The sequence below is a fragment of the Pseudomonas sp. N2-3-1-14 genome, assembly GCF_041228395.1.
Taxonomy (GTDB): Bacteria; Pseudomonadota; Gammaproteobacteria; order Pseudomonadales; family Pseudomonadaceae; genus Aquipseudomonas.
The window spans coordinates 350220-375430 of record NZ_CP166199.1; the positions used below are offsets into that span (position 1 = coordinate 350220).

Annotated in this window: 32 protein-coding genes, 1 tRNA gene and 1 pseudogene; 31 read left to right on the forward strand and 3 right to left on the reverse strand. The window is 59.5% G+C overall.

Annotation, left to right across the window (positions count from 1 at the left end; genetic code table 11):
• Positions 1–212: 212 nt before the first annotated feature.
• From AB5I78_RS01525 to AB5I78_RS01580, 12 genes and pseudogenes are all read left to right on the forward strand, one after another.
• A pseudogene (locus AB5I78_RS01525) lies at positions 213–977 on the forward strand (Bro-N domain-containing protein); the annotation flags it as partial.
• Positions 974–1372 (forward strand): hypothetical protein, encoded by a 399-nt coding sequence (locus tag AB5I78_RS01530; protein ID WP_369301751.1) that lies wholly within the window; start codon positions 974–976, stop codon positions 1370–1372. The pseudogene AB5I78_RS01525 and the gene AB5I78_RS01530, both read left to right, overlap by 4 nt.
• A gap of 100 nt (positions 1373–1472) precedes the next feature.
• Complete coding sequence (locus tag AB5I78_RS01535; RefSeq protein ID WP_369301750.1) at positions 1473–1700, forward strand: hypothetical protein; 228 nt, start codon at positions 1473–1475, stop codon at positions 1698–1700.
• Positions 1697–2449, forward strand: coding sequence for a hypothetical protein (locus tag AB5I78_RS01540; protein ID WP_369301749.1), 753 nt, complete (start codon positions 1697–1699; stop codon positions 2447–2449). The genes AB5I78_RS01535 and AB5I78_RS01540 overlap by 4 nt, the downstream gene beginning before the upstream one ends.
• On the forward strand, positions 2433–3266 hold the full coding sequence (locus tag AB5I78_RS01545) for an ATP-binding protein (protein WP_369301748.1): 834 nt from the start codon (positions 2433–2435) through the stop codon (positions 3264–3266). Before AB5I78_RS01540 ends, AB5I78_RS01545 begins: the two co-directional genes overlap by 17 nt.
• The gene (locus AB5I78_RS01550; protein ID WP_369301747.1) at positions 3263–4633 is read left to right on the forward strand and encodes a replicative DNA helicase; all 1371 of its coding nucleotides are present in this window, start codon (positions 3263–3265) and stop codon (positions 4631–4633) included. The genes AB5I78_RS01545 and AB5I78_RS01550 overlap by 4 nt, the downstream gene beginning before the upstream one ends.
• Positions 4634–4804: 171 nt before the next feature.
• The gene (locus AB5I78_RS01555) at positions 4805–5104 is read left to right on the forward strand and encodes a hypothetical protein (protein WP_369301746.1); all 300 of its coding nucleotides are present in this window, start codon (positions 4805–4807) and stop codon (positions 5102–5104) included.
• Positions 5101–5646: a hypothetical protein gene (locus AB5I78_RS01560; protein ID WP_177021553.1), complete on the forward strand. Its 546-nt coding sequence runs from the start codon at positions 5101–5103 to the stop codon at positions 5644–5646. The genes AB5I78_RS01555 and AB5I78_RS01560 overlap by 4 nt, the downstream gene beginning before the upstream one ends.
• Before the next feature lie 176 nt (positions 5647–5822).
• Positions 5823–6167 (forward strand): hypothetical protein, encoded by a 345-nt coding sequence (locus AB5I78_RS01565; protein ID WP_369301745.1) that lies wholly within the window; start codon positions 5823–5825, stop codon positions 6165–6167.
• A gap of 977 nt (positions 6168–7144) precedes the next feature.
• Positions 7145–7230: transfer RNA gene (locus AB5I78_RS01570), tRNA-Ser, on the forward strand.
• A gap of 105 nt (positions 7231–7335) precedes the next feature.
• Positions 7336–7824, forward strand: a complete 489-nt coding sequence (locus AB5I78_RS01575) for a hypothetical protein (protein ID WP_369301744.1) — start codon at positions 7336–7338, stop codon at positions 7822–7824.
• Between the two features lie 16 nt (positions 7825–7840).
• Complete coding sequence (locus AB5I78_RS01580) at positions 7841–8056, forward strand: hypothetical protein (protein ID WP_078826855.1); 216 nt, start codon at positions 7841–7843, stop codon at positions 8054–8056.
• A gap of 96 nt (positions 8057–8152) precedes the next feature.
• Here the strand turns inward: AB5I78_RS01580 and AB5I78_RS01585 are convergent, their stop codons facing one another.
• Positions 8153–8581 (reverse strand): type II toxin-antitoxin system HicB family antitoxin, encoded by a 429-nt coding sequence (locus AB5I78_RS01585; RefSeq protein WP_078826854.1) that lies wholly within the window; start codon positions 8579–8581, stop codon positions 8153–8155.
• Between the two features lie 53 nt (positions 8582–8634).
• The gene (locus AB5I78_RS01590) at positions 8635–8814 is read right to left on the reverse strand and encodes a type II toxin-antitoxin system HicA family toxin (RefSeq protein WP_054919606.1); all 180 of its coding nucleotides are present in this window, start codon (positions 8812–8814) and stop codon (positions 8635–8637) included.
• Between the two features lie 89 nt (positions 8815–8903).
• Here AB5I78_RS01590 and AB5I78_RS01595 point away from each other — a divergent pair, with 89 nt between their 5' ends.
• Genes AB5I78_RS01595 through AB5I78_RS01605 form a run of 3 tightly spaced genes read left to right on the forward strand, consistent with a single transcriptional unit; the run spans position 8904 to position 9813 of the window.
• On the forward strand, positions 8904–9275 hold the full coding sequence (locus AB5I78_RS01595; protein WP_054919604.1) for a hypothetical protein: 372 nt from the start codon (positions 8904–8906) through the stop codon (positions 9273–9275).
• The gene (locus tag AB5I78_RS01600) at positions 9275–9625 is read left to right on the forward strand and encodes a hypothetical protein (RefSeq protein WP_106118260.1); all 351 of its coding nucleotides are present in this window, start codon (positions 9275–9277) and stop codon (positions 9623–9625) included. The genes AB5I78_RS01595 and AB5I78_RS01600 overlap by 1 nt, the downstream gene beginning before the upstream one ends.
• Positions 9622–9813: a hypothetical protein gene (locus AB5I78_RS01605; protein ID WP_054919598.1), complete on the forward strand. Its 192-nt coding sequence runs from the start codon at positions 9622–9624 to the stop codon at positions 9811–9813. The genes AB5I78_RS01600 and AB5I78_RS01605 overlap by 4 nt, the downstream gene beginning before the upstream one ends.
• Positions 9814–9858: 45 nt before the next feature.
• On the opposite strand, the gene AB5I78_RS01610 is transcribed toward AB5I78_RS01605, so the two are convergent.
• Positions 9859–10239 carry a hypothetical protein gene (locus AB5I78_RS01610; protein WP_106118259.1) on the reverse strand — a complete coding sequence of 127 codons (381 nt, stop codon included), beginning with the start codon at positions 10237–10239 and terminating at the stop codon, positions 9859–9861.
• A 79-nt stretch (positions 10240–10318) separates the two neighbouring features.
• On the opposite strand from AB5I78_RS01610, the gene AB5I78_RS01615 reads away from it, so the two are divergent.
• From AB5I78_RS01615 to AB5I78_RS01690, 16 genes are all read left to right on the forward strand, one after another.
• Positions 10319–10768, forward strand: a complete 450-nt coding sequence (locus tag AB5I78_RS01615) for a proteasome subunit beta (protein WP_369301743.1) — start codon at positions 10319–10321, stop codon at positions 10766–10768.
• A gap of 5 nt (positions 10769–10773) precedes the next feature.
• Positions 10774–11220, forward strand: a complete 447-nt coding sequence (locus AB5I78_RS01620) for a structural protein P5 (RefSeq protein ID WP_106118298.1) — start codon at positions 10774–10776, stop codon at positions 11218–11220.
• A complete protein-coding gene (locus AB5I78_RS01625; protein WP_369301742.1) occupies positions 11217–11672 on the forward strand; it encodes a lysis protein in 456 nt (151 codons plus the stop codon). Before AB5I78_RS01620 ends, AB5I78_RS01625 begins: the two co-directional genes overlap by 4 nt.
• A 38-nt stretch (positions 11673–11710) precedes the next feature.
• Positions 11711–12274: a hypothetical protein gene (locus AB5I78_RS01630; protein WP_369301741.1), complete on the forward strand. Its 564-nt coding sequence runs from the start codon at positions 11711–11713 to the stop codon at positions 12272–12274.
• On the forward strand, positions 12264–13946 hold the full coding sequence (locus AB5I78_RS01635) for a terminase (RefSeq protein WP_369301740.1): 1683 nt from the start codon (positions 12264–12266) through the stop codon (positions 13944–13946). Before AB5I78_RS01630 ends, AB5I78_RS01635 begins: the two co-directional genes overlap by 11 nt.
• The gene (locus tag AB5I78_RS01640) at positions 13943–14296 is read left to right on the forward strand and encodes a hypothetical protein (protein ID WP_369301739.1); all 354 of its coding nucleotides are present in this window, start codon (positions 13943–13945) and stop codon (positions 14294–14296) included. Before AB5I78_RS01635 ends, AB5I78_RS01640 begins: the two co-directional genes overlap by 4 nt.
• Positions 14289–16613, forward strand: coding sequence for a hypothetical protein (locus AB5I78_RS01645; protein WP_369301738.1), 2325 nt, complete (start codon positions 14289–14291; stop codon positions 16611–16613). The genes AB5I78_RS01640 and AB5I78_RS01645 overlap by 8 nt, the downstream gene beginning before the upstream one ends.
• Before the next feature lie 188 nt (positions 16614–16801).
• Positions 16802–17743 (forward strand): hypothetical protein, encoded by a 942-nt coding sequence (locus tag AB5I78_RS01650; protein ID WP_369301737.1) that lies wholly within the window; start codon positions 16802–16804, stop codon positions 17741–17743.
• Between the two features lie 47 nt (positions 17744–17790).
• Positions 17791–18729 (forward strand): hypothetical protein, encoded by a 939-nt coding sequence (locus AB5I78_RS01655; protein WP_369301736.1) that lies wholly within the window; start codon positions 17791–17793, stop codon positions 18727–18729.
• A 63-nt stretch (positions 18730–18792) separates the two neighbouring features.
• Positions 18793–19473 carry a hypothetical protein gene (locus AB5I78_RS01660; protein WP_369301735.1) on the forward strand — a complete coding sequence of 227 codons (681 nt, stop codon included), beginning with the start codon at positions 18793–18795 and terminating at the stop codon, positions 19471–19473.
• A 3-nt stretch (positions 19474–19476) separates the two neighbouring features.
• Complete coding sequence (locus AB5I78_RS01665) at positions 19477–20175, forward strand: DUF6682 family protein (RefSeq protein WP_369301734.1); 699 nt, start codon at positions 19477–19479, stop codon at positions 20173–20175.
• Positions 20172–20717, forward strand: a complete 546-nt coding sequence (locus AB5I78_RS01670) for a hypothetical protein (protein ID WP_198791382.1) — start codon at positions 20172–20174, stop codon at positions 20715–20717. Before AB5I78_RS01665 ends, AB5I78_RS01670 begins: the two co-directional genes overlap by 4 nt.
• Positions 20714–22330 carry a hypothetical protein gene (locus AB5I78_RS01675; RefSeq protein WP_369301733.1) on the forward strand — a complete coding sequence of 539 codons (1617 nt, stop codon included), beginning with the start codon at positions 20714–20716 and terminating at the stop codon, positions 22328–22330. Before AB5I78_RS01670 ends, AB5I78_RS01675 begins: the two co-directional genes overlap by 4 nt.
• Positions 22330–24093 carry a DUF1983 domain-containing protein gene (locus AB5I78_RS01680; protein ID WP_369301732.1) on the forward strand — a complete coding sequence of 588 codons (1764 nt, stop codon included), beginning with the start codon at positions 22330–22332 and terminating at the stop codon, positions 24091–24093. Before AB5I78_RS01675 ends, AB5I78_RS01680 begins: the two co-directional genes overlap by 1 nt.
• Entirely contained in the window at positions 24090–24371 is a 282-nt protein-coding gene (locus tag AB5I78_RS01685) for a hypothetical protein (protein WP_177069184.1), read from the forward strand. The genes AB5I78_RS01680 and AB5I78_RS01685 overlap by 4 nt, the downstream gene beginning before the upstream one ends.
• Positions 24368–25204, forward strand: coding sequence for a hypothetical protein (locus AB5I78_RS01690; RefSeq protein WP_369301731.1), 837 nt, complete (start codon positions 24368–24370; stop codon positions 25202–25204). The genes AB5I78_RS01685 and AB5I78_RS01690 overlap by 4 nt, the downstream gene beginning before the upstream one ends.
• Positions 25205–25211 lie beyond the last annotated feature (7 nt).

A 25211-nucleotide genomic window follows, 5' to 3' on the forward strand; every position in this document is an offset into this window, starting at 1 on the left:
GAATGGCAGCACGCATTGATCAAGGCTATCCACCTAGACCATCTGCACGACGGCGGAAAAGGAATTGGCGTTTTGTTTGAGGTGGCGAAGTACTTCAACGATACCGGCTTTGGCGGAGTTTATAGCGCTATCGACCAATTCAAGGAGCTTGGCGAATCCGCGCCACAAAACACGCAATCCGAAAACGTGGCGCGGGAAAGTGGGGGTGATCAATGAGTTTGATCCCCTTCGACTTTCGAGGTACTGCGATCCGTGTCATCACCGATGACAACGGGGAGCCTTGGTTTGTCGCCAAGGATGTCGCCGATCTGCTGGAGTATGTCGACACCGACAAGGCTATCCGCACTCACTGTAAAGCGGCGCAGACCTGCCCCGTCGAAATGGCGGGTCAGGTTCGCCATGTGAAAGTGATCCCAGAACGTGACCTTTACCGACTTGTCATGCGCTCGAAGATGCCAGCCGCTGAGGCATTCGAGGAATGGGTGGTAGGTGAAGTACTACCCAGCGTTCGAAAGACGGGAAGTTATCAGCGCCCTCTGTCGCTTGCCGAGCAGTTGCTGGCAAACGCCCAGGTGCTGGTGGACATGGAGCGCCGCCAGGATCGCACCGATCAAGCTGTCGCCGGCATTGAAACCCGAGTGGCCAGTGTCGAGCAGGTCCGATACCTCGACTCCAGGCCGGCCGGCTTCGAATCGATGACCACAATCCGCGAGCGTATCAACCTGCGCCACGGGATGCCGCCCTGGGTGATCAACGCAGTGATGCGCGATATCCCCGGCGCGCCACTGCCGTTTGCCATGGTGCGCAGCAAGCACGCTGACGAGGGCGCCCAGCCTTACCCGATCTGGCCCACCGCCGATATCACCCGTCGCTTCGATCGGTTCGTCGTCGAATGCACCTTCGTCACCGCCGAGCGCGCCACGCACCCCGATATTCAGCAAGGCCGCTTCAAGCTGCGCCAGAGGAATTCCGCATGAAAAAGTACACCCAGAAAGAACTCAAGGCGCAGATCGTCGACCTGTCGATCGCTCACCACCAGGCCAACCTGGTTGTTGCTAAACGTAGAAAGGAGCTGAACGAAGAGTACTGGCGTTACTTCCGCGCACACGGGCAGCCAGAGCCGAATTACCGCGGCATCCGCTTTGATGACCCCCGCTACGAGGGGGTTATCGCGCACACCAACGACGCGTGTGAGGCTCTCCGGAAGGCGAAGCGTGATCGCTACACCGCCAAGTGCCGGGTTGATAAGGCCGTGTTTCAGTTGATGCTGTTGACCAACGCTTCTTTTGCGGTACCAGCTTCGCCGGCGGCGCCGCGCAAGATCAAGGCGCCCGTGAAGCGTTTTTCCGCTGGCGGGGAGACGTTGCAATGACTCGTAAGGAAGAGCGGAAATTCCGCAATACCGCGGCCTTGTTGTTTTTGGCCGGGTTCACCAGCGCTGAAATTATTCAACTGATCAGGGAGGGGAAGCTATGACCACTACCCACCCTCTTGCCCCCACCCAGGACGCTCATACAGCGCCGGTAGTCGTCGGTCCCTGGCCGAGCTATGCCTCGTTCGCCGATCTGCCCAAGCGCGAGCGCTGGAAGATGTACGGCGGCGCCAAGGCCCACCGCGAGATGCTGGAGCAGGCGGGCATCGTAATGAGTGAGAGCTATGACGATTTTGTGCGCCGTGTGACGCGGGAGTTGAACGTATGAGCATCATTCGCGCCCCTCGGCCCGAGATAAATTTCTATCTGCTCAACAAGTCGATCAGCGAGGACCAGCGTTTGAGCTGGGCTGCCAGAGGACTGCTGGTGTTCCTGCTGGGCAAGCCTGACCACTGGGAGGTGTCCACGCACCACCTGATCGGCCAGACCAAGGATTGCCTGGGCAAGGCGTCAGGCCGTGACGCAGTGCGAGGCCTAATCCGCGAGCTGGAGCAGGCTGGATACCTGCGAATCGTGCTTGAACGAGCAGATGGTGGAGAGTTCGGTGGACGCTCCTACACCGTGTCGGAATCACCGGCGACGGATTATCCGGGCCCGGTGGAACCGTCGCCGGTAAATCCCCCCCTAGTAAGTATTGAAGGTAAGCAAGGATTGAATAAAGCAGCAAGGATTGAAAAACCTATGGCTGACAAGGACATGGCCGAAGCCTTCGAAGTGTTCTGGAAGCTGTACCCGAACAAGAGATCGAAGAAGGACGCACGCAAGGCCTGGGACAAGCTCAAGCCTGACGCTGATCTACGCCTCACACTGATGACCGCTCTTGGCAATCACCGCCTTTCTCGCGACTGGACCAAGGATGACGGCCAGTACGTGCCTATGGCGTCGACCTGGCTCAACGGCGAGCGCTGGACGGACGTTCTTAAGCCAGCAACAGCCGCCGCAGGCCAGGCGTTCAACAACCTGCCCAACCACACCCCGGATATGTACCAAGGAGGCGGCAATGGCCCAGCGTTCTAATTTCCGTCGCCAACCTGATATGCGCACGTTCGAGGGTGGCTGTCCGCAGCACCCTGAAGTGGAAACCCGAAGTGAAGTGGAGCAGTTCGATGGATCAATGCAAACCCGGCCATGCAAGCAGTGCCAGTACCACGGGTTGCGGGTGTCCGAGGCGGGCAGTGAGGCACATACGCAAGCGCTGGCCAACCTCGCCGCCGAGCGCCTGAACAGCGCGCTGGTTGGCTCTGGAATCACACCACGGTTTGCCGGATGCACGTTTGAGACCTACCGCGCCAAAACGCCAGAGATGGCGACGGCTCTGGAAAAGTGCCGGGCCTACGCCGATGACTTCGCCGAGCAGCACTACCCGGCCGGCCGCAACCTGCTGATGACCGGCAATATCGGCACCGGCAAGACGCACCTGGCCTGCAGCATCGTTCGGAGGGTCATCGAGATGAAGGCCATTGCGGTGATCACCACCGCCGCCGAGATAATCCGGGTATTCAAGCGCTCTATGGCGCGCGACTCTGGTTACACCGAAGGCGACGTGATCGACGAACTGTCGGGTTTCGACCTGCTGGTGATCGATGAGGTAGGCGCCCAGGCCGGCACCGCGTATGAGCTTGGGGTACTGCATGAGGTGATCGACAAGCGATACCAGCTCTTAAAACCCACGGTGCTGGTATCGAATCTACCGGCAAAACCTACCACCGACGTGGACGGCAAACCCCTGCCGAGCCTGGAGCATTACATCGGCGCCCGCGCATTGGATCGACTCCGCGAAAACGGCGCGTTGCTAGCCGGGTTCACCTGGGCATCAGCAAGGGGGCGCGCATGAACTTCTATCGCGAGTTGTACAGCGACGAAGCCGAACATGCGCTACTCGGCGCCCTGATGCTGGATGGCGAACTGTTCGACTCGATCACGGCCAGCGTTACCACAGCTGACTTCCACGATCCGGAAAATGCGGCGCTGTTCCAAGTGATGCTCGACCTGCACGCCACCGGCGCCCCGGTAGACCCTGTCACCCTTCATGACTTCAAGCCGGTGTTGCCGAGTGGCGGTACAACCATCGCTTATGCTGCGGAACTGGCGAAGAACACGCCCAGCACCGCCAACTGGAAGGCGTACGCCCGAACAGTTACCGAGCGGGCAGTACTCCGGCGCTTAGTGGATGCCGCCGACGCCGTGCGCGAGTCGGCCAGCGAGAACCGGCCGGTGGCAGAGATCATTGCCAGCGCCCAGCAAGCCATGGCCGACCTTCGCGACCTCGACACCGGCGAGCCCGATTACAAGCGCATGGATGAAGTGGTAACCAGAAATATCGACATCATTGACTCGAAATACAACGGAAACCTTGCGTCTGGGCTGTCCACCGGACTTACAAAACTGGACGAGATGATCCGAGGTCTGCGCAAGAAGACGGTAACCATCGTCGCCGGTCTGCCGGGCAGCGGTAAAACCACGCTCGGTTTGCAAATTGCCCAGCACATCGCATGTGGGGGGCTTGGCGTCGGCATGGTGTTCTCGCTTGAAATGCCCGAGGAAGAACTGGCAAACAGGGCCTTGGCGTCATTGGGTGCCGTCGACCTGCGGGTACTGGACAGTGGGAAGCTTGAGGACGACGACTGGCCGCGCCTGACCTCAGCCGTCAACAAGATCAACGGCAAGCCGCTGTATGTCAGTGATAAGTCTGGGCTTACCGTGGCGCGCATCCGCAGCATCTGCCGACAGGTTCAGCGGAAGCACGGCCTAGACGTGGTGGTCATTGATTACATCGGCTTGATTGGTTCCGACGGCAAGGCGTTCAACCGCACCTCCGAACTCGGAAAGATATCGACCGGCATTGTGAACATCGCCAAGGAGTTAGACGTGCCGGTGATTCTGCTCGCCCAACTCAACCGCGACTCAACAAAACGGCCTGGCAAGAAGCCGATCGCCTCCGACCTGCGCGACTCCGGACAGATCGAGGCTGACGCCCACTGTATCATCCTGGTTCACCGAGATATGGACGACGAGCAGGGCCAGAACGGCGCGACCGAGCTGATCATGCCCAAGTGCAGGCACGCGCCCGTTGGTTCATGCGTAGTTCAACAGCAGGGCAGATTCGCCCGGTTCGTCGACTTTGCGGGCCGTGAGCCCACCCAGGAAGAGGTGGAGATCAATCGCCCCTTCTCTGAGCAGTACAGGGGGAGGAAGAAATGATGATCGCCAACGGAGTGTTAGACCACATCGCAGAAAGCGCTAATGCCGAGGAGACAGGCGTTAGATTCCAATTTTCGCGAATTCAGCTACAGCCCACGGCTTGCGAGGCCCGCGCCCCGCATCCACAAATTGTGATTATGGAGGTTTATAAAAGCCTCGGGAGTGCCGCAAATGAGTAACGTAACGGCGGCATTGCCGCGCAAAAGTCTGCTGGATCATGAGCGCAAGTTCTTGAAGATTGCCGGGGAAGGCCTTGCCCAAGAGAAGGTTGGCGGTGCTGCGGCATTGGCCTGCCTTCTGGATATGGTCGCCAGCTGGCACGCCACCAGGGTAAACATCGAGTTCTGCGAGTACTGCAAGCGCTGGGTGGCCGAGGGCAACGCCAAGAGCAAGTCAGCAGACAAGCTGTTGCGCAACATCCTCGGCCTGGATGACAACCCACCACCGCGCCGCATTCGGAGGGCAGCATGAGCATTTACAAGGACGCAGGACACTGCATCAGCCGAGTGATGTCAATCGAGATCCACGACGGCACTTCCAAGCCGGCATGGCAGAATCGATTCAAGGCCTCCGCCGATGATGAGTTGCTGACCAGTCGGATTGATGACGGGTTATCGCCGGAGGAGCGCACCACCCAGGATGCGATGACGCGGGCAATGCTCAAGCGCACCTTGGCAGACGCACAGTGGCACGCGCTGGCCGGCAAGTACTCGGTGAACGAGGGGGAGGTCCAGGAGGCCGCCCGCTACCTGATCCCCCGAGTGGTCAGCCCGGCGCACCATCTGTTTAAGACCAAGTGCGTTATGGCATGGATGGTGCCGGAGCGCCGCCGGGGGCTGCCGGCCAGTTTCTACGAGATCCACACTTGGGACGCGGACGGAACGCCTGACCGTACGCTACGTCGATGGAGGGCAACGACCATGCGCTGGCTCGATGATCAAGTGAACGCAGCGCACATCGTCGTTGAGTCATTGCTCGAGGAGAATGGCCTGCTGCTGCAAAGCGCAGCTTGACAGTGACCGAGTGACCGTTTAGATTCGTAACCTGCGGTTCGGTGCGTGCATAGGTAAGCGCCCCGAACAGAAAGCCCGGCCAATGTGTCGGGTTTTTTGTTTGTGGCGTATTGCTATTAGTTATGCCGTCAAATTATTGTTCCCGTGTGTGAACGATAATTTGACGAGGGATTTCGATGCTAGCTGACATTTCAGATGGAGTTGTTCTATTTAAGCAATTTGCATCTACCGGCTTTTGGGCCTTTCTGTTTATCGGAGGTCTTCTCTGTGCGAAGAAGTACTTTGATTTGGACGGTAACTGGCCTTATTTCACAGCAGGTGTAATCTTTTTGATCCTGCTCGTAGTGCCCAATGGCTGGCGTGCAGTTTTTGGCACTGATCCGCGAGATTTCGCAAATTTAATGGAAGCGCGCCGGATGTTGCCCTCAGTGTCTTTGTTCAAGGCAGACTTCTGGGGAGTATTGATTGGCTCGGTATTAGGCTTCTTGGCTTCGCTGTTCGTGCCATCAAGCAGATGGTGAGTTGATTTGGTAAAAGCCCCGGTATTCGGGGTTTTTTTATGCCCAAAATTTGTTGCGAGAGCCACAGCCAGGGTGGACCTTCGGGCAGGGCCTAGACGCGGTATGGCCGGAAGTCACGCGTTACGAAAGAACACTAGCAGCCAATGCACCTATGACCTCCAGTTGATGCTTGGTGGTATTGGCGGGCAGCGTGGGAAGACACGCATCTTTTGCAGATGAGTGCGCAGGCTGAGGCGCTAACGATGCGTGACGATGCCAGGTCGTGGCACGCAAAGCACGGCGGGTTCGGTGACCTGATCACCGAGGTTCAACCCATCTGGCAGATTGGGGACCACGTCGAAAGCCGGGGATCAGTGCCGGCCATCTGCGCCTATTCAGAGCATTAGCATTCGCTGACGCTTGTTCGACCCCGTGCAAATCATGCATAGGCGCCGTCTACATCGGAGGTTGATCTACGGGGTTCGGTCCCCCGGGGTCGGGAAACGGTTAACAGTCCGTCCTGGCCCGTAATGGTGACGATCAACCCCCGATGCAGATGCACAAAGCCCGGCCGACAGCATTGACGGCGCAGGGGGAACAGTCAGCGTGGGGACTGGAGGGAAGCGCCACGACAGTGATCTGACAGGGTCACCATCTGTATCAACCCACATTGAGCCAGGGTGCGCAGTTTTGCGCAGTTGGTGCGCACCTGCGCAGTTTGCGCAAAAGCAGACGCTGCGCGGGTTGTGTGTAGTTTGCAGGGGATTGGAATTGCGCATATTGCGCAGCTGATGCCCGATTGTTTTATGCAGGTTATCGCCCAGGCAGCTGGGCTAAGTCGGTAGAGGCGTCGTCTAATCCCGTGCGGACAATGGGCGGCTACGCGATGAGAGGGCAGGGTACGTGACCCGGCGATCTGCCCCACCAGAGCTGGAGAGTTGCGCCAGCCACCTGCACCCATTCAAGAGCCCCGCCATCGTGCGGGGTTTTGCGTTCCTGGAAGGCGGCGCCAAGTGGTAGGCAAGCCGGTTTGAACCCGGTGCTGCTGGAAACGGTAGGGGTTCGACTCCTCCGCCTTCCGCCAATCAACGAGTTTTATGTGGGTGAATGCTCAAGGATGAGCAAAGGCCGGATCAGCAGCATGGATCGCGTCCGGTTGCCCGCGCCTATTACGACGTGGAGATCCACAATGCAGAGCCATGACTATGTGCCGGGCCTGTCTGGCCTGCGGCTGGATGAGGCGACCGGCGCCATGGAGCTGAATTCGGGAGGCACGGGCCAGTTGAACGTCCCGCGCCTGATCACAGTGGAAGTGGGGGACTGGGCCGAGAGCGAACTGCCAACCAATGCGATCGAGCGTTACCGATTCATTGGTGACCAGGTTATGGCTATTCCCGCCGAGTACCGCGACGGTGCGGAGTTCTCGACCACGGACGAGTCATACGACCGCGATTGCACCGACATTCGCACCAGGCTGATTTACAAACGGCCAGAGACGGCCGCTGAGATGGCAGAGCGCTTGGCCGCACGCCCGTCAGCCAGCACGCTGGTGGTGTCCGCTGAACGAGTAGAGATCCGCGCCGGCGGCCACGTCATGATCGTGATGGCTGCTGAGCCGCCATTCGTGCTGCACGCTGATACATGCCACATCAATGGCCGGATGATCGCCGACCGCTAACCAGATAGGTGAACCCATGCCTTTTGTAGTGATCCCTCAGCCTTTTCCCAATTCGCCGCTGCAGACGCAGTTCGCGACCGAGGATGAGGCGAACGCCCGTGCTGAACAAATGGTCCAGCAGGCGCCCAAGCAGCCCGTGTACGTCGCGGAGCTGAAAACGATGTACCAAGGCTCAGTGACCGTCACCACCGCGGCGGCAGTTGCTCAGCCACTGAATCCCGAACAGGGGTGATTGCACCGCCACGCCGTGAGGCGTTGCAGCGACGTGCCGTATCGTCGAGATGACGACACACAAGCACAAACCGCCAGGGTTCGCCCTGGCACCTATTCAGGCTGCCTCGACAGACACCGACAGGCGTTTACCGAGCGCGGCCAGGGCGTTTTCCACCTGTTCCATCTTCGATGTGTGCAGGAAGTCGACCAGGCGATCCCCCTGGGCCTGGTGAACGCCCAGCAACCGGCATAAGTCGGCCTTGCGCATATCTCGATCCATCATCGAGTTCCACAGGGCGATCTTTGCCACGGTCACCGCTGGTAAGTGGATGACGTGTTCGCCGGCCTGGGGTGCAGATGCCGCTGGAATCGCTCGGCGCTCGTCGACGTAGATGGATAGCGCACTCTCAATCGCGTCCTGCGCTTCACGGATCGCGTGTTCTTTGTCGTCGCCGTAGCTGTTCAGCTCTGGCAGGTCACGGCAGAACACGGCTAGGCCGGGAGCGCTGTCGTCCTGCTCAAAGCGGATTGCGTAGTTGTACATGGTCACTCCTTTGGAGGTGATCGCTCAGCGTGCAGATGTGGTGAAGGGGCTCATCAGAGCCCCAGTTGTTTAATGATCGCCTTGCGGGTCGGTTCGGGCATTTCCTTGCTTCCGTGATCCGCGAAGGTGGTCCTGTTGCCGTTTGGGGCGATTACTTTGAAGTGGCTTCCCTTGCCAGCTTCGAAGGTCACCCCTTGGGCCTTCAACCATCGTCTGAACTCGCTGAACTTCATCACCTCGCCTCGTTGTTGGGGTGAGTTCATTCTACAACATTTTTGTTGTAACACAACACTTATGTTGTATTTTTCATTTGGAGAGACGGATGGACCCAAACGACCTCGGCCCAGGGACGCTCGCGTGGCTGAGTGGCACGGGCACCGTAGTGCTTGGTGGCTTGCTCTGGCTGAGGAAGTTCCTCTCCAAAGACGCGACCGACCGGGCAATGGATAACGCCGACATCGGCACCGTGCGCCGGCTGAATGAGCTGCTCGACACCGAGCGCGCCCGGGCCAACGCCGCCGAGGCCAGAGCAGACCAGTTCGCGAAAGAGCGCAACGAGCTCGCCGCAGCAGTAGGGCGCATGGAAGGCAAAATCGAGGCGCTCACCAGCCAAGTCGGCCAACTTACCGAGCGCGTCACGCTGCAGAGCGAAGAGATCCACCGCCTGCGCACGAAGCTGGGAGATGACAACTAATGGACAGATGCGCAATGGAGTTCATCGCCCGTCACTGGTGGCGTCGGGTTGAAGGTTGGCTGATTGCCCTCGTGCTGGTAGCCGGAGGCGCGACCCTGGGCTGGCAAGCCGGCGTGTGGTCATCCACTGCCGAACACACCAAGCAACTCACCGAGGTGCGCGAGGCCTACGTGGCGGCCCTCGGCAAGCGTGACCTCCGGCTGACCAACCTTGCCGAGAAGACCCAAGACGCAGCAGTGAAGGTGCAAGAGGCATCCCACACCGCCGTTCAGGCAGCTGACACGGCCAGCAAAGCAGCCGACAAAGCAGGTGAGGCGCTGACGCGGGCACAGACTGAGGAGCGACCATGATCGAGCTGACTGACCACAACGGGTACAGCCACTACTTTGCCCCCAGCGCCATCGCTCATGTGCAAGAGACCTCAACCAGCACGCAATACCGGGGCATCCACGCAATTGTCCGCACCTTTGACGGTCGCGAGACAGAGGTGCGGGAATCTGCCCAATCCATCGTCAGCAAGATCAGGCAGCCAAGCTGAAATCCGCGCCACGTTTTCGTATGCGCCAAATCGTGGCGCGGATATTTATTCAAATGGCGGTACTGATTCCCAGTGGATGACGATCTCCGAATAACCGTTCTTCAAGAGAGCCGCACGCTTTTCTTCTGTAGTGGTGAGGCCTCTGTCCGACGTTGGAAGTTTGTCTTCCTCGAAGAAGTAGATGACATCTTCGTTCTCGGCAAAGTGAGCAGGAGCCTCGCTCTTGTGCGATGTGCCATTCAGCTTGTAGTTGATGTCCGCCAACAGCGCACGACCATTTTCCAAGTCATCGAGAACAGCTATAGCGGTGGGCTCGTAATCCCACCGTAGATGACGAATGGGGCCGGTTTCATCGTGGATTTGGTAGAGAGGCCCTAAGCCCTTGTACCAGTCGGGGCGCGATTCTTCGATTCTGTATTTCGACACGCTGCGTGCTCCTTGCTTTGAATGATCCTCATGAATACCGGCACCGAGCCAGCATTACAACCCCGGAGCGTTACTGACTATGACGACCATTGCCTACAAAGACGGCGTAATCGCCTATGACGGCCGCCAGGTCCGTAACGATCGAATCGTCTCCGACAGCGCATCGAAGTGCCTGGTTGTGGATGGCGTCAGCTTCTTTCTGTCGGGAGCCGTACGTGACGAGAAGGCTTTGATCGCCGCCTACTTCGGCACCCCGTCGAAGGTGCCCGTGGAGTGCTCAGGTTATGCCGTTGAAAGCGGCAAGTTGATGATGATCGGTCACGACGACACGACCGGGATCTGGAAACAGGATCTCGATCCAGAGAACCCGGACGCCATGGGCAGTGGCGCGCCATACGCCTTGGCTGCCATGGATATGGGGGCAAGCGCGGAGGAGGCGGTGCGTGCCGCGATGAAGCGGGATATCTACACGGGCGGCATGGTCCGCACCGTCACCATTGCTCCAGTGGAGCCGAGGGCTACGCCATGACCACGATCACAACGCCTCGCGGCGTACGCAACAACAACCCCGGTAACATCGACTACAACCCGCGCAATGCTTGGCAAGGGCAGCTTGGTCTGGAAGTCGGCGTGCCATCCCCACGGTTTGCACGCTTTGACACACCAGAGAACGGCATCCGCGCCCTGGGCAGGCTGCTGATCAACTACCGCGGCAAAGACGGTATGCCTGGCGTGGGCGGCCCAGGCATCGACACCGTGCGAGAAACCATCACCAGGTGGGCACCAGGCAATGAGAACAACACCGAGGCCTATATTGCGGCCGTGGCTCGACGTCTGGGCGTGAGTGCCAATGACGTGATCGACGTCCGGAAGCCGGCAACGCTAGGCGTAATGGTGTCCAGCATCATCGCCCATGAATGCGCAGGGTTCGCTTATCCAGAGGCCGTTTTAGCGGAAGGACTCCGCCGAGCGTTGTCATGATCCGCTATCTGATCGCAGCCCTGATCGGCTGCCTGATCATCATTTACGGCGGCTATCAGCGCATCCAATCTCAGTCTGAGGACTTGGCCACCGCCCAATCCCTGGTCACGACCCTGAACAAAGCAGCCGATTCTCGCCGGAATACTCAGCGACTGCTGGCCCAGCTCGACACCGACCACACAAAGGAGTTGGAGAATGCCCAAGCCGATAATCAGCGTCTTCGCACTGCTGTTGGTACTGGCGCTCGCCGGTTGTCAGTCGAAGCCACCTGTCCCGCAGTGGGAGCCACCACCGCCACCTCCGGCCTGGGTCATGAAAAAGCGCGAGCCGAACTTGACCCAGCGGCTGGAGAAAGAATTGTCGCCATCGCCAACGACGGTGACGAAGGACTGATAGCGCTGCGCGCTGCCCAGGACTACATCAACACCTTCTGCCAGGCACCAAGGCAGTAAGCACAGCACACCCCGATACTCACGCTAAGGAAGCGCTCATGGCTGCTAAATGTGATTGGGCAGCCGTCGAGAGGGATTATCGGACGGGCTGCTATACGAACCGCGAGCTGGGCCGGCGGCACAATGTGTCGGAAAGCTCAATCCGCAACCGTGCCGACAAGTATGAGTGGCAGAAAGATCTGTCTGAGATGATCCGTCAGCGCGTCAGGGAGAAGACCGGGCGCGCCGCCGCTGCTGCTGTGGCAGAGGCAACCAACGACGCCGAGATCGTCGAGCAGGCCGCCGAGGCCGGTGCCCAGCTGGTACGTGGCCACCAGGTGGTGATTGCCAGAACGCGCGATATCACTCAGCAGTATGTCGAGCGCATTCATGAGCAGGTCGCCGCCGGCAAGATCACTGTCATGACCCAGAAGGGTGAGCCGGTCGAGATCGATATCCCGCTGGACTACGTCGGCAAGAGCATCGGTCACGCGACGCAGTCCCTGGAGCGGCTGATCAAGCTCGAACGCCAGGCCCACGGTCTGGATACCGACAAAGAACGGGAAAGCACAGGCAAATCCCTTGAGGATCTGCTGGCTGAGGCAGCTGGTGATGAGGAATGAAACCGACCGCCAGCGCCTGGTGCGTGAGGGTGACGAGTTAATCGCCCTACACCTCGCCAAGCAGCTCAAGGGAAAGGCTTTACTACTGAAAGCCCTGAGCAACAAGTGGTACAGGCTCAACGCCCTGTACAAAATCAAGGACAAAAACGGCAAGGTTCAGCGCTTCAAGCCCAACCAGCAGCAGCGCGAGCGATTCCTCGACGAGCATAACCGCGACATCATCCTCAAGGCCCGGCAGTTGGGCTTCACCACCTTCGAGATGATCGACGCGCTCGACGATTGCCTGTTCACCAGGAACTACAGCGCCGGCTGCATCTGCCACACGCTGCCGGATGCCAAGGAGATCTACCGCAACAAGATCAGGTTTGCCTACGAAAAGCTGTCAGGCGACCCGGCCTGGTCGGCGATCTTCAAGCTGATCGGCATGCGCCTGCCAGTACCGCGCAGCGACAAGGACCAGGGCTACATCTTTGACAACGGCTCAAGCATTCAGGTGTCGACCTCGTTCCGGGGCGGCACGCTCCAGCGCCTGCATGTGTCGGAGTTCGGCAAGATATGTAAGCTGAGCCCGGACAAGGCGCAGGAAATCGTCACCGGTGCGTTTGAGGCCGTGGGCCTGGGCAACCGGGTCACCATTGAAAGCACCGCCGAGGGCCGTGAAGGCTACTTCTTCACCTACTGCGAGTTGGCCAGGGCCATTAAAGACGCCGGCCGCACGCCGACGGTGATGGATTGGCAGTTCCACTTCTTCCCCTGGTTCAAAGACCCCACGTATCGCCTGGAGGCATTCGACCAAGTGGTGGTGCCACAGTGGTTGCAAGAGTACTTCGCCGAGCTGGCAGCCAAACACGGAATCCGCCTCGACCGCGCCCAGCAAGCCTGGTACGCCAAAAAAGCCGAAGCACTCCACGACGACATGAAACGCGAATACCCGGCCACGCCGGACGAGGCGTTCGATCAGGGAATCAAAGGCGCTTACTACCTCACGCAGATGCGATTCCTGCGGCAACAGGGCCGGATCACCAAGGCGGTGACCCGAAACCCTACGTTGCCGGTTTTCACTGCCTGGGACTTGGGCATGGGGGACGCTATGTCCATCGTGCTGTTCCAGGTGGTGGGCCGTCAGGTGCACATCATCGATTACATCGAGCATTCCGGTGAGGGCATGGAGTACTACGGCGATCTGCTCAAAAAGCTGGGTTATTCCTACGGTGCACACTACGCCCCGCACGACATCGTTGTGCGCGAGATCGGTACAGGAAAGTCCCGGATCGACGTGGCAAAGCAATACGGGATTACGTTTCAGATCGTCCCGCGCGTCTCCCGCAACAGCGAGGGCGTGCAGGCGGTGCGTAACTTCCTGCCGCTGTGCTGGTTCGCCGAGGACGAGCAAGACACCCGCGCGTCGACTGGCGATGCCGATACAGGCAAGCCAAGGACCGCAGGCGTATCAAGGCTGATCGACTGCATCGACAACTACCGGAAAGAGTGGGATCTGAGGTTGGGCGTGTACAAGGATCAGCCGCGTCACGACTGGGCGAGCCACGGGGCCAAGGCATTCGAAACCCTGGCACGCTGCGGAGTCTTCGAGGCAACGGCAGGGGCAATCCCCGCAGCGCCAACAACATCAAACACGGATCGAGCCCGACGCAACTGGAGCGCGCACACATGACCACTATGTTTATTGAATGGAAGCAGGTCGCCGACGTCATAGCCCGCCTGGTTGCCCCGCTCACCGTCCAGAGCTTTCAGCTACGTCGAGACATTGGCTTGGTCCAAGTCGACGCGGTAGAGATCAAGGAGCCAGATGGGGGGCACCCTGCAGTTCGGGTGCAGTTCGAGATGGCTCACGACCTGGGCGTGACACTCAACGTCAAGTTGGCCGAGTTTGCGGTCGACCCCGTGAACTACATGCAGGATCTGCTGGCCAACCTGCGGAAACTGGAGCACGGCGCGAAACTGCGCCGCTCCGGCCGGCAGGCTGAAATCAACAACGTTCATGAGGCAATGATCCATGGCTGAATTAGGTTTGCTGCAATTCAGGAGCGCCGCAGACCTGCATGCTGATGACGTCGCCGCTGAGGAACAGGCGCTGCAGAACCGGCGCGCTCTACAGGTGCAGTCGTCTTTGGCGGCGCACATCCGTCGGTGCTTCGATTCTGCCAAAAATGCCAAGCGTGAAATCGATGATCGGCTGCTGGACTGCGCGCGTCGCCAGAAAGGAAAGCATGAGGAGACGAAGCTCCAGGCAATCCGGGAGGCTGGCGGCAGCGAGATTTACCCCAAGCTGACCACCACCAAGTGTCGCGCCGGCGCTTCATGGATTCGTGACATCCTGATTCCTGTCAACGGTCACCCATGGGGGCTAGATCCAACGCCGGTGGCGGATATCCCGCCCGAGTTTCTTGCTGCATTTCAGCAGAAGCTCGCCCAGCAGATGATGCAGGCCCAGCAGGGGGAGCAGGGGCAAGATGCGCCGCCAAAGACAATGCCTGACCCTGCGGAGCTGGAAGCGAAGCTGCGCGAGCTCATCCAGGAGAAGGCCAAGGAGGCGAGCGAGGCGCATGAAACGCTTATCGCCGACCAGTTGGCAGAGGGTGGTTGGGAAACCGCGCTCGAGGAGTTCATCGACGACTTCACCATCTACCCGGCGGCATTTGTTAAGGGGCCATTGCTTCAACGTGTGCCGCAGATTGCCTGGGGCCAAAACTGGCAGATGATCGAAACGGAGGAGATTCAACCCCTGTTTCACCGGGTTTCGCCCTTCGACATCTATCCGTCGCCAGATTCGACGAACACCGATGACGGTGCATTCATCATTGAGCGCGAACGCTATACACGGTCGCGTCTCAACGCGCTCACCGGTGTTCCTGGCTACAGCGACAACGCGGTTCGCGCCGTGCTTGCCGAGCATGGCCAAGGCGGCCTGCGTGAGTGGCTCGCAACTGATTCGCAGCGCGCGCGGCTTGAGGACAAGGCCGGCGACTGGATGATCAATAACGGCGAAACCATCGAAGGGTTGCACTATTGGGGAGGCGCCCAAGGGCTGATGCTCCTGCAATGGGGCATTGATCCATCCCAGGTGCCGGACGTGCTTGATGAGTACCAGGTTGATGCGATCCTGATCGGCAATCACGTTATCCGGTGCGTGTTCAACCGCAACCCTTTGGGCGGCCGGCCATATCACAAAGCGTCGTTCCAGATCGTGCCTGGCTCGTTCTGGGGTATGTCGATTCCTGAGTTGATGAGTGACGTGCAGGACTTCTGCGGCTCAACAGCCCGCGCGCAGGCCAACAACATGGCATTTGCCAGCGGCCCGCAGGTGGAAGTTGATGAAGACCGCTTGCAGCCGGGTGAAAACCCAAACGAGATGTATCCGCTGAAACGCTGGCGGGTGAAAAGCGGCCAGACGGCAGGACTGCAGGGAGGGGCGACGTCACCGGTGATTCGCTTTTACCAGCCGGTCAGCATGGCTGGTGAGCTTCAAGCGGTCTATGACTCATGGGAGAAGCGCGCGGACGACGCGACGAATATCCCGCGATACATCTACGGCGCCGAAAAAGTCGGTGGCGCAGGCAACACAGCCAGCGGTCTGTCGATGCTGATGGAGTCGGCCAACAAGGGTATCAAGGACGCGATCCGCCACATCGACCGTGGAGTGGTTCGCCGTGTCATCGAAGCGCTGTGGTTGTTCAACATGCGGTACTCCGATAACAACGCCATCAAGGGCGACTGCAAAGTCGTGGCCCGGGGCGCAAACGCGATGCTACAGCGCGAGCAAACGCTGAACGCGCGCACTCAGTTCCTGAGCTTCACCAACAACCCGACCGACATGCAGATCCTCGGCCTTGAAGGTAGGGCCGCAATCTTGCGCAAGGTCGCCGAAAGCTTGGATATGCCAGGGCTGATCCCGACGAAAGCCGAGATGAAGGCCCGGGAGGAGCAGCAGCAGGCGCAGCAGGCCCAACAGCAGCAACAGCAAGCCGCTGCGGTGGGGCAGCAGGTCGAAGCGGAAACCGAGAAAACCGCTGCCCAAACAGCTGAACTGACCGCGAAGGCCGAGAAAACCCGTGCTGAGGCCCAGCGCCTCGCTATGGGCAACGGTGCCGTGGTCGCCCAACTTCAACATGCAGGTGGCGGAGCCAATGAAACCCAGCAACCAGCAGTGGCAAGCCCTGGTCAACCTGACCAACAGCCCGGAATGGAAGCACCTCAAGGAGATACTGAGCAGCCATTTGATGGAGGCGCAGCAGAGCCTGGAGGGGGTGAACAACCTGGAGGGTTTATTCAGGGCCCAGGGCAGGGCGAGCCTGGCCAGGGAGCTGATCAAGACGTTTGAAGAATCCCGCGAGATGCTTGAGCGAATCCAGGCAAGCACCTCGCGACCTATCCAGTAGCTACAGAAAAAGCCGCCCAACTTGAGGCGGTTTTTTTGTGGCCACTCTCCGGTCATTCGGCCAAGTGCCCGGAACCAGTAGCACACCAGAAGCCCGGACCTGCCGGCTCTACCCAAGGAGAATACGATCAATGAGCACGCTACCCCGCAACGTACAGGCGCAAATCGATGAAGCAACGGCTATTCAGGAAGCGCTGAATAAGCCTGCCGAGAACCCCGCACCAGATGCGGCTCCGGCAGCAGATCCAAATGCGCCGGTGATCTCAGACCACCAAGCACCCGCCAAAACGGACCCGGCCCCCGCCGCCCGTAACGATGGTGCTGATTACTGGGAGCAACGCTTCAAGGTCATGCAAGGGAAATACAACGCTGAAGTACCCGCGTTGCAACAGGAAGTGTCCCGACTGACCGCAGAACTGGCGAAAGCGCAGCAGCCCGCAGGCAATGCGGTACAGCGTGCAGTGTCGGATCTGACCCCCGAGGAAATTGAGAGCTACGGGCCGGACCTCATAGCACTTATCCAGCGAGTGGCTGGTGGCCAGGCTTCTGGCGCCAATCCTGCAGAGCTGGAATCGATTAAAACCGAACTCGAAGGGCTGAAGCATAAAAACCAGCAAAGCGAGCAGGAAAAAGCCGAGCAAGCGCAGGAAGAGTTCTTCCGGCAACTGATTCAGCGCATTCCTGACGCTGTTGAGATCAACGGATTGCCCGCGTTCCATGAATGGCTCAGCCACATGGACACGTTCACCGGCAAAGAGCGGCAGCAGCTTTTGATCGAGGCCCAGACAGCCAACGACGCATACCGCGTCGCCGCGCTGTTCCAGGCCTTCAAAGACGCGCAGCCCGCACCGGCAGCACCGAACCCAGATCGCACCATCCCACCGGAAAACGTTCAGCCACGCTCCACTCGCACCGATCCTACGCCGCCGGCGGAGGGTAAGTGGTGGAGCAATGCTGAAATCAACGAGTTCTACAAGGATGTGGCGCTGGGCAAGCGGTACACGAAAGCCGAGGCGACTGCGATTGAACAGGACATCTCAGACGCGGTAGCAAACGGTCGCATTTCGCGATAGCACGCGCTCTGTAACGCCGCGAGGCGTCAGGAAATAGGAGCTACAACATGGCAGGTCCAGCACGCGCCCCAGGGCATCCAAACTACAGCTCCACCAGTGCATCGGGTTTCATCCCGGCGCTCTGGTCCGGTAAGTTGGTTCAGAAGCTGTATGCCGCAACCGTATTCGGTGAGATCGCAAACACCGACTATGAGGGCGAAATCAAGAATCAAGGCGACACCATCAACATCCGCACCGTACCTTCGATTGTCATCAAGGACTACGTGATCGGCGGCGGCGTTACTTACGAAAAGCCGGTAAGTGACAAGGTGCAGCTGCAGATTGACCAGGGCAAGTACTTCGCGTTCGAGGTGAACGACGTCGATGCTTACCAGGCCGATATCAAACTCATGGATGAGTTCAGCACCGACGGCGGTGAGCAGATGAAGGTGGCTATCGACACCCAGCTGCTGAACCGCCACTACGCCGACGCTGCCGCGGCCAACCGCGGCGACAACGCCGGCGCCAAGTCTGGCGGCATCAACCTCGGCAAAGCTGGCGCGCCTGTGCAGATCACCAAGGACAACATCCTGGATGTGTTGGTGGACTGCGGCACCGTTCTCGACGAGCAAAACGTTCCCGAGCAAGGCCGCTGGGTGGTTCTGCCTGCCTGGATGAACGGCATGCTGAAAAAGTCCGACTTGCGTGACGCCAGCATCATGGGCGATGCCACTTCGGTCTTCCGCAACGGCAAGGTCGGCATGCTCGATCGTTTCACCGTGTTCATCAGCAACAACACCACAGCAGTGGATGATGTCGCGGCCACCAAGAAGGCCAGCAACGTGATGTTCGGTCACAAGAAAGGCCTCACCTTTGCCAGCCAGATGACCCAAATGGAAACCCTGCCTAACCCGAACGACTTCGGCAAGCTCGTTCGTGGTTTGAACGTGTTCGGTTCCGGCGTCATCGACCCGAAAGCGATCGGCAACCTGTACTGCAGCCGCTGATCACCCTCATCTCCACACCATAAGCGGCCGCCTGGCCGCTTTTTGCTTTTCTCGGAGAAAACCATGATTCGCGAATTGATTGAAAAGGCAAAAACAGCCGGCAAAGACGGCTTGCTTGAAATGCTCAAAGACCTGGGCTTGAAGGCTGACCAACGCAAAAGCGAGGACACACTTCGCTCCGAATTGCTCGCAGGGCTCGAGAAGGCCCTGGCTGATGAAGCTGACGACGAAAGCGCGCCGAACCCTGATCTGGCGCCTGGCAATGCCGGCACTGCTGGGCTCGCTGATCCCAAGACCACCGGCGATCCTGACGTCGACACTGACTCCGCTGCGCGCGGGGTATCGGGCGATGGTGCTGATCAAGCGTCGGAGGGCGACCAACCAGCCGGCGACGACGCAGCTGCCCAAAGTACCGCTGTTGAAACTGTGCAGGTCGCTGCCGACCCTGGCCCCGGGCGTCACATCGGGCCGGTCACCTTGAATGGCGAAGATGGCCAGCTGTACATCCCGCAGGCGCTCGTCGATGAGATGAGCATCCCTGGTATCAACATGAAGTTGGTAGCGGGCGACCCGCCAACAGCCACTGCTTTGGCCGAGGCCCAGGCGCCTGATCTCGACGACGTCGACGATGAGGAGCGTTCGGTGCCGGTCACCGGCAATCGTCTGCTGCGCAACACCAGGACCGGCTGCGAGTTCGTATGGACTACCGAGCTGGCGAAACTCTCCTACATGCAAGAGGTGTAAAACGTGGCCGTGACGACTGTAGGCAACATCCTGACCCGCGCCAAAAAGATCCTGCAGGAAGTCACTTCCAACGGCACCCGGTGGGCAAACACCGAGCTGCTGGATTGGCTGAATGAAGGGTATGCGGCAATTTGCAACATCAAGCCCAATGCCAGTTCTGTCACGGCCGAAATTACTTGCGCCCCGGGCACCAGGCAATCCATCCCCGAGGGCGGCCTGCGCCTGCTGGAGGTGGTGCGCAACATCACCCCCGCGGGCGGTGGGCTGAGTGTGATTCTCACGACCCGAGGCGCTATCGACTCAACCAGGCGCCGGTGGCACGCCGAGCAGCAGGTCGAGGAAATTGAGCAGTACATCTTCGACGAGGCGGCACCGCGCCAGTTTTATGTCTACCCGCCGGCAATGGCCACCAGCAAACTGGAGATCATCTACTCGTCGGTGCCAGACCCGCACGTCCAGGCGATGGCCACCGACTCCGCTGCTGAAAAGATCCGCCTGGATGACTCGTTTGCGCCGGTGCTGGTGGATTACATCCTCTCCAGGGCCTACGCGAAAGACGCCGAACACGCGGCCAACCTCAACCGCGCAACGATGCACTTCCAGATGTTCCAGGCTGCCCTAGGCATGAAAGTGCAGACAGATCGCATGCTTGGGCCTCTGCCGGTCGCCGCCACGTCCCAACAACAGGTACCGCAGCAATGAACGTGAGCCAGCTGGTCGACCAGATCCTGCCAAACGTGCCGGGGGTGGTAATCGCCTCTATCCGTGACGGTGTGGCTTGGGCGCTGCGCGAGCTGTGCACAGAGGTGCCGGCTTGGAAAGTCAGAATCCAGCTGTCCGATGGTGAGCAGCAGATCACCGCCGGGCCTGGCCTGGAGCCAATCCGCATCCAGGCGCTGTATCAGGATGGCCGGCCTGCCTATTGCCAGGTGTTCCAGCCTTCGCCGGACACGGTTATTGTCACCGGTGGCCCTTCGGGACTGACCGCTGATGTGGTCGTGCGGCCCACGTTTGGCTCCACTGTGGCGGTGCCCCCGGACTGGCTGCTGGACCGTTACTGTGAGGCGTTGATGCTCGGCGCCCAGTACTGGCTGCGCAAGATGCCCGAGAAACCCTGGTCCGACATGCAGCGCGCCCTGATGGATCAGGCAGCGTTCTATGCCCTCTGCACAAATGCCCGATCTGAGGCGCTCGCCGGCCACCAGTCCGGCAGCATAAGGATGAAAACACCGAGGTTTCCATGACATCGATTGCGATCACGTCTTTCAAGGGTGAGCTGCCGGCACTGACTCCGCGTCTTTTGCAGCCGACCAACGCCCAGGCGGCCCGCAACGTAAACCTGCGCAAGGGGTCGCTGCGGGCTGAAAACGCGCCGCTGCCCGTGCTTGGGATTGGCGGCGTGATCAATCCGTCATCTATCTACCGGTACCCATTCGGTAACAACGGCGCCGGGTTCTGGTTTGCCTGGGGCGATGGTCAGCAGGTCAATGCAGCAAAAAGCCCGCTGGCGAAGGATGCTTGGTCGCGGGTGTACTGGACCGGCGACTCGTTTCCCAAGATGGCCCCCATCGGTATCGCCACTCAGGGCGCTGGGCCATACCCATCCGGGTTTTATCGGCTGGGCATCCCTGCTCCGGTCAGCGCGCCATTGGTGACAGAGCCAGCCGGCGGTGAAGCACCGCCCACCACCACCGTGGGCGCGACGTATGTGGTGACCTATGTCTCAGCCTATGGCGAAGAGGGGCCGCCCAGCCCTGCGTCGAACATCATCAACCGCTGGGACGGCGCGGGCGACCAGTTGCCTGGGAAAGTCAACGTTCAACTGCCGCCGTCGCCCAACGGTCCGTACAACATCGTCACCAAGCGGCTCTACCGGTCGGAAAGCGGCGGTGAATTTCTGTATTTGGCTGACTTCCCTGTGGCCCAGGGCAGTTGGGTGGACGACGTGAACAGTGATGAGCTGGGTATTGCCTGCCCGTCGCTCACCTGGGATATGCCAGATCCGGCGATGGTCGGCCTGGTCGAGATGCCAAACGGCATATTTGCCGGGTTCTTCGACAACACGCTGTGCTTTTGCGAGCCGTATCACCCGCACGCCTGGCCGGTTGATTACCAAATTTCCTTTCCTGACAAAATAGTCGGGATCGGCGTCACCACTGCCGGGTTGGTGGTTGCCACCACCGGACGTCCGCGACTGGTCACCGGCACAACGCCTGCGGCGATGAGCGCTGCTGACCCGGATGCAGACCGTGTGTGCGTGTCCAGGGGGTCGGTGGTCGATATGGGCGAGTACGTCGTCTATGCGTCGACCGAGGGGCTGGTGGCGGTGTCTGGCGGTGAGCCTCAACTGATCACCGACGGTGTGCTGACACCGGAGCAATGGCAAGCGCTAAATCCCACATCGATTCATGCGTGTCGATACGAAGGGCGGTACCTGGCGTTTTACGATGGCGGGTGCTTTGCCCTGGCCCCGGGCGAGGGTATTGAGTTCATTGACGCCCAGGCGGCCAACTCCTACTACGACATTGCGGCCTCCACGCTGTATCTGATCCAGGGCAGCACGATTGCCAAGTGGCGAGGCGGGCCGCCGATGACCTACCGATGGCGCTCGAAGGTATTCGAGTTTCCACCTGGTGCGGCGAATTTCAGCTGCGGAAAGGTGGTGGCGGCGGCGTTTCCGGTCCAGTTTCGGGTGTTCGCCGATGGCATCACTGCGCTCGACGCCGAAATTGGCAGTAACCAGATGTTCAGGCTGCCGCCGGGTTTCGCGGATGCGCGCGAATGGCAGTTGGAAGCGTCCGGCTCGACCGAAGTTTTCTCCATCCAAATTGCGAACACACCCTCTGAGTTGACCTAATGACGACAAAACGCTCAAGCCTTCCTGCACCCAGCAGCAAGGTTTCGGCGGAGTTGCGCCCGTTTTTCAGTGCTCTGACTGAGATCATTGAGACGGGCGAGGGGAATCGCGGGAATGGCCTCGACAAGAAGCTGACCTACCGGGATTTGCTGGAAAGCGGTGCGTTCACGCTCCGGCCAGGCTGGAAGCCAGGTGGTAACGGCGGATTGGTTCCAAGCCCTGGCGTGCCGGACCGGGCAATACCGCCTGCCCCTGTGGGGTTCCAAGGTGCTGGTGTGTTCGGCATGAACACCCTGACCTGGGATAACCCTTACAAGCTCTATCGAAACCACTCGCTGACCAACATTTACCGCAGTGAAACTGATAACTTCGGTCAGGCGACGCAGATCAGTCGCGCCACGGGCATGATGTACAGCGACCCAATTCGAGGCGATGCGGTAGACCCCAACGATCCCAAGAAAGGGAAAGTGTATTTCTACTGGATCACCTGGGTTTCCACCTCGGGCATTGAGGGACCTCCTAACAGCCCGGCCGGCACCGCCATCGAGGCGCAGCTCGATATCGAGTATCTGCTCAAGCTGATCACCAGCCAGACCAGTCAGAGCGAGCTTGCGAAAGCGCTGGCGAAAGCCATCGATTTGGAAGGGCTGAATCAGACGATAGCAATGCTGGATGCGGCAGCGCAGTCGGCGAGGCTTCTGACGTCCGCTGAGCGATTCCTGCGCGATGACGACAACGTCCAGATCCGCCGGCAAATCACCGATATCCGGGTGCAGACTGGCGAAGACGTGAAGGCGGCTATCACGCAGTTGCAGGAAGTCATTACCTCCGATCAGCAGGCAATCGCCCATCAAATCGACCTGATGCAGGTCAGCGTCGGTAAGGCCCAGGCCGATATCGTCGGCGAGCGCTCGGCACGTATCACCCTGCAGGACGCCGCAACCCAGGCACTGAACGGCATGTCATCCCGCCTTGAGACAGCTGAGGCGGTGCTGACCGGTTACAGTGAGACCTTTGCAAGTGCTTTGGAAACCCAGGTCCGCAACATGATGAGCCTGGTCGCGCGGATGGATAACACCGATGCGATATACGTTCAGGATCAGCAGGCCATCGTCAACGAGTTCGAGGCGACCACCCGGGCTATCACCACATTACAAAGCAACTTGAACGACCAGTCAGCAGCTATCGAGCAAACCCTCAGCACGCACTCCTCGGCGCTTGAGGGGCTGTCTGCTCAATACACGCTCCGGCTCGACGTAAACGGGCTTATCAGTGGCTTCGGCGCTTATAACAATGGTCAGGTGGCTGACTTTTCCATCTTGGCCAACCGCTTCTGGCTCGCCACACCAGGTGCTCACGGCCCGAACTACGTGAACCCATTTATGGTGGATAACGAGCGGGTCTACATCAACACACTGCTGGTGAAAGAGGCATCCATCCAGCAAGCGCAGATCGGCCCGATTAGCATTGGCAAGCTGACTGCCAATGACGGATTCACGCCGATTACCACGATTGGCGGCCAGCTGCGCGCCGATGCCATCGACGTGGCGAGCATCACTATCGGTTTCGGCCAGATTTACGGGCAGTTGGTGAGCTCGCAGATAGGTGCCGGCGGGCTGCCACGGTTCGTGATCGACCCGCAGGCTGGGATATTCATGAACGGGCTCGTGGGTGGGACGCGCATGGTCATGACGGACCAATACCAACACTGGTACGACGCCGCCGGCGGCCTGCGCATTGAAATCGGGGAGATGATGGTATGACGTCGATCATTCGATGCCGTGATGCGAACCAGCAGGTCACGTTCGATAGCACGGTTCGAACAATCCGAAAAATGGAGTCGATCCGAACTCAGAGCAACGCCGGTGGCAGCTTGGATTTGACGCAGTATGCGGGTTTCAAGCTGGATATCAGCCTGATGCCTGCTGAAAACGTGGGGTTCTCTCCTGTACCACTTGTGGTGATCAGTGCGGACGGCAACACGCTGACATGGTCCGCAGCGCCCGTGTCCTGCTTTCTGATACTTGGGATTTCTTCATGAGCATCGGATTCAGGATCAAAAACGACTGGGGTAACCTCGCCGTCGATGAGAACAATCCGATCTTCATCGCCGTCGGCGAGAGCGCTGGGCACGTCGATAACGCCGGCTGGACTGACATCCGCCTCTACAAGGATAGGGATGGCATCCCGCCGGTGGCGATCTTCCTGGAATACACGTTTTACGGCGTATCAACCAGTCCGACGCCGCCGCTGGTGTTCGCCAGGCCACGCAACGTTGCCTCGCAGGTTAACACCGTCATTGGCTACGTTGCCGCTAAGGGCGCGCCAGGCGCATGGACCGGTATGGTGGTGGTGTTCACCATCACGAACCTCCCAGGCAACCCGCAGAACACCGCGCAGCTGTATCCGCTTATGCGGGCCTATATGTGCGAGTTCCTGGTGGTGTTTTCCGGCGGGTATATCAGCGGCGAAACCCACGGCGTGCGAGTTTGGGCGCCAGGGTCGTCAACGGTGGTGTTCGACTCCGGAAACAATGCAGTCAGCTACAAGCGATCCAATGGCGTCTGGAACTACAGTCACCGCGACCAGGTGCTCAACGACCAATACCTCGAGGCTTGGAACGGTTCGGATACTTTCGGCGCGCGGAACGAGTGGATGCTGATCAGCTCTATCGGAACGGGCTACTACATGCGCTACAACGGTGAGGTAGCTGGTAGCAGGCTGATTATTCCAGGCCTGATTGGCGAGCCCGTGCAGCGGCTCATCCTCACTGGCCGTTCTGGCACGCTGATTCATATGCCATTCCTCTTCATCGAAACCAGAAGGCCGGTCGAGCAGGGCGTTGTCCTGCCGACCGGCCCCGGCCCTGCGTAAACTCTTC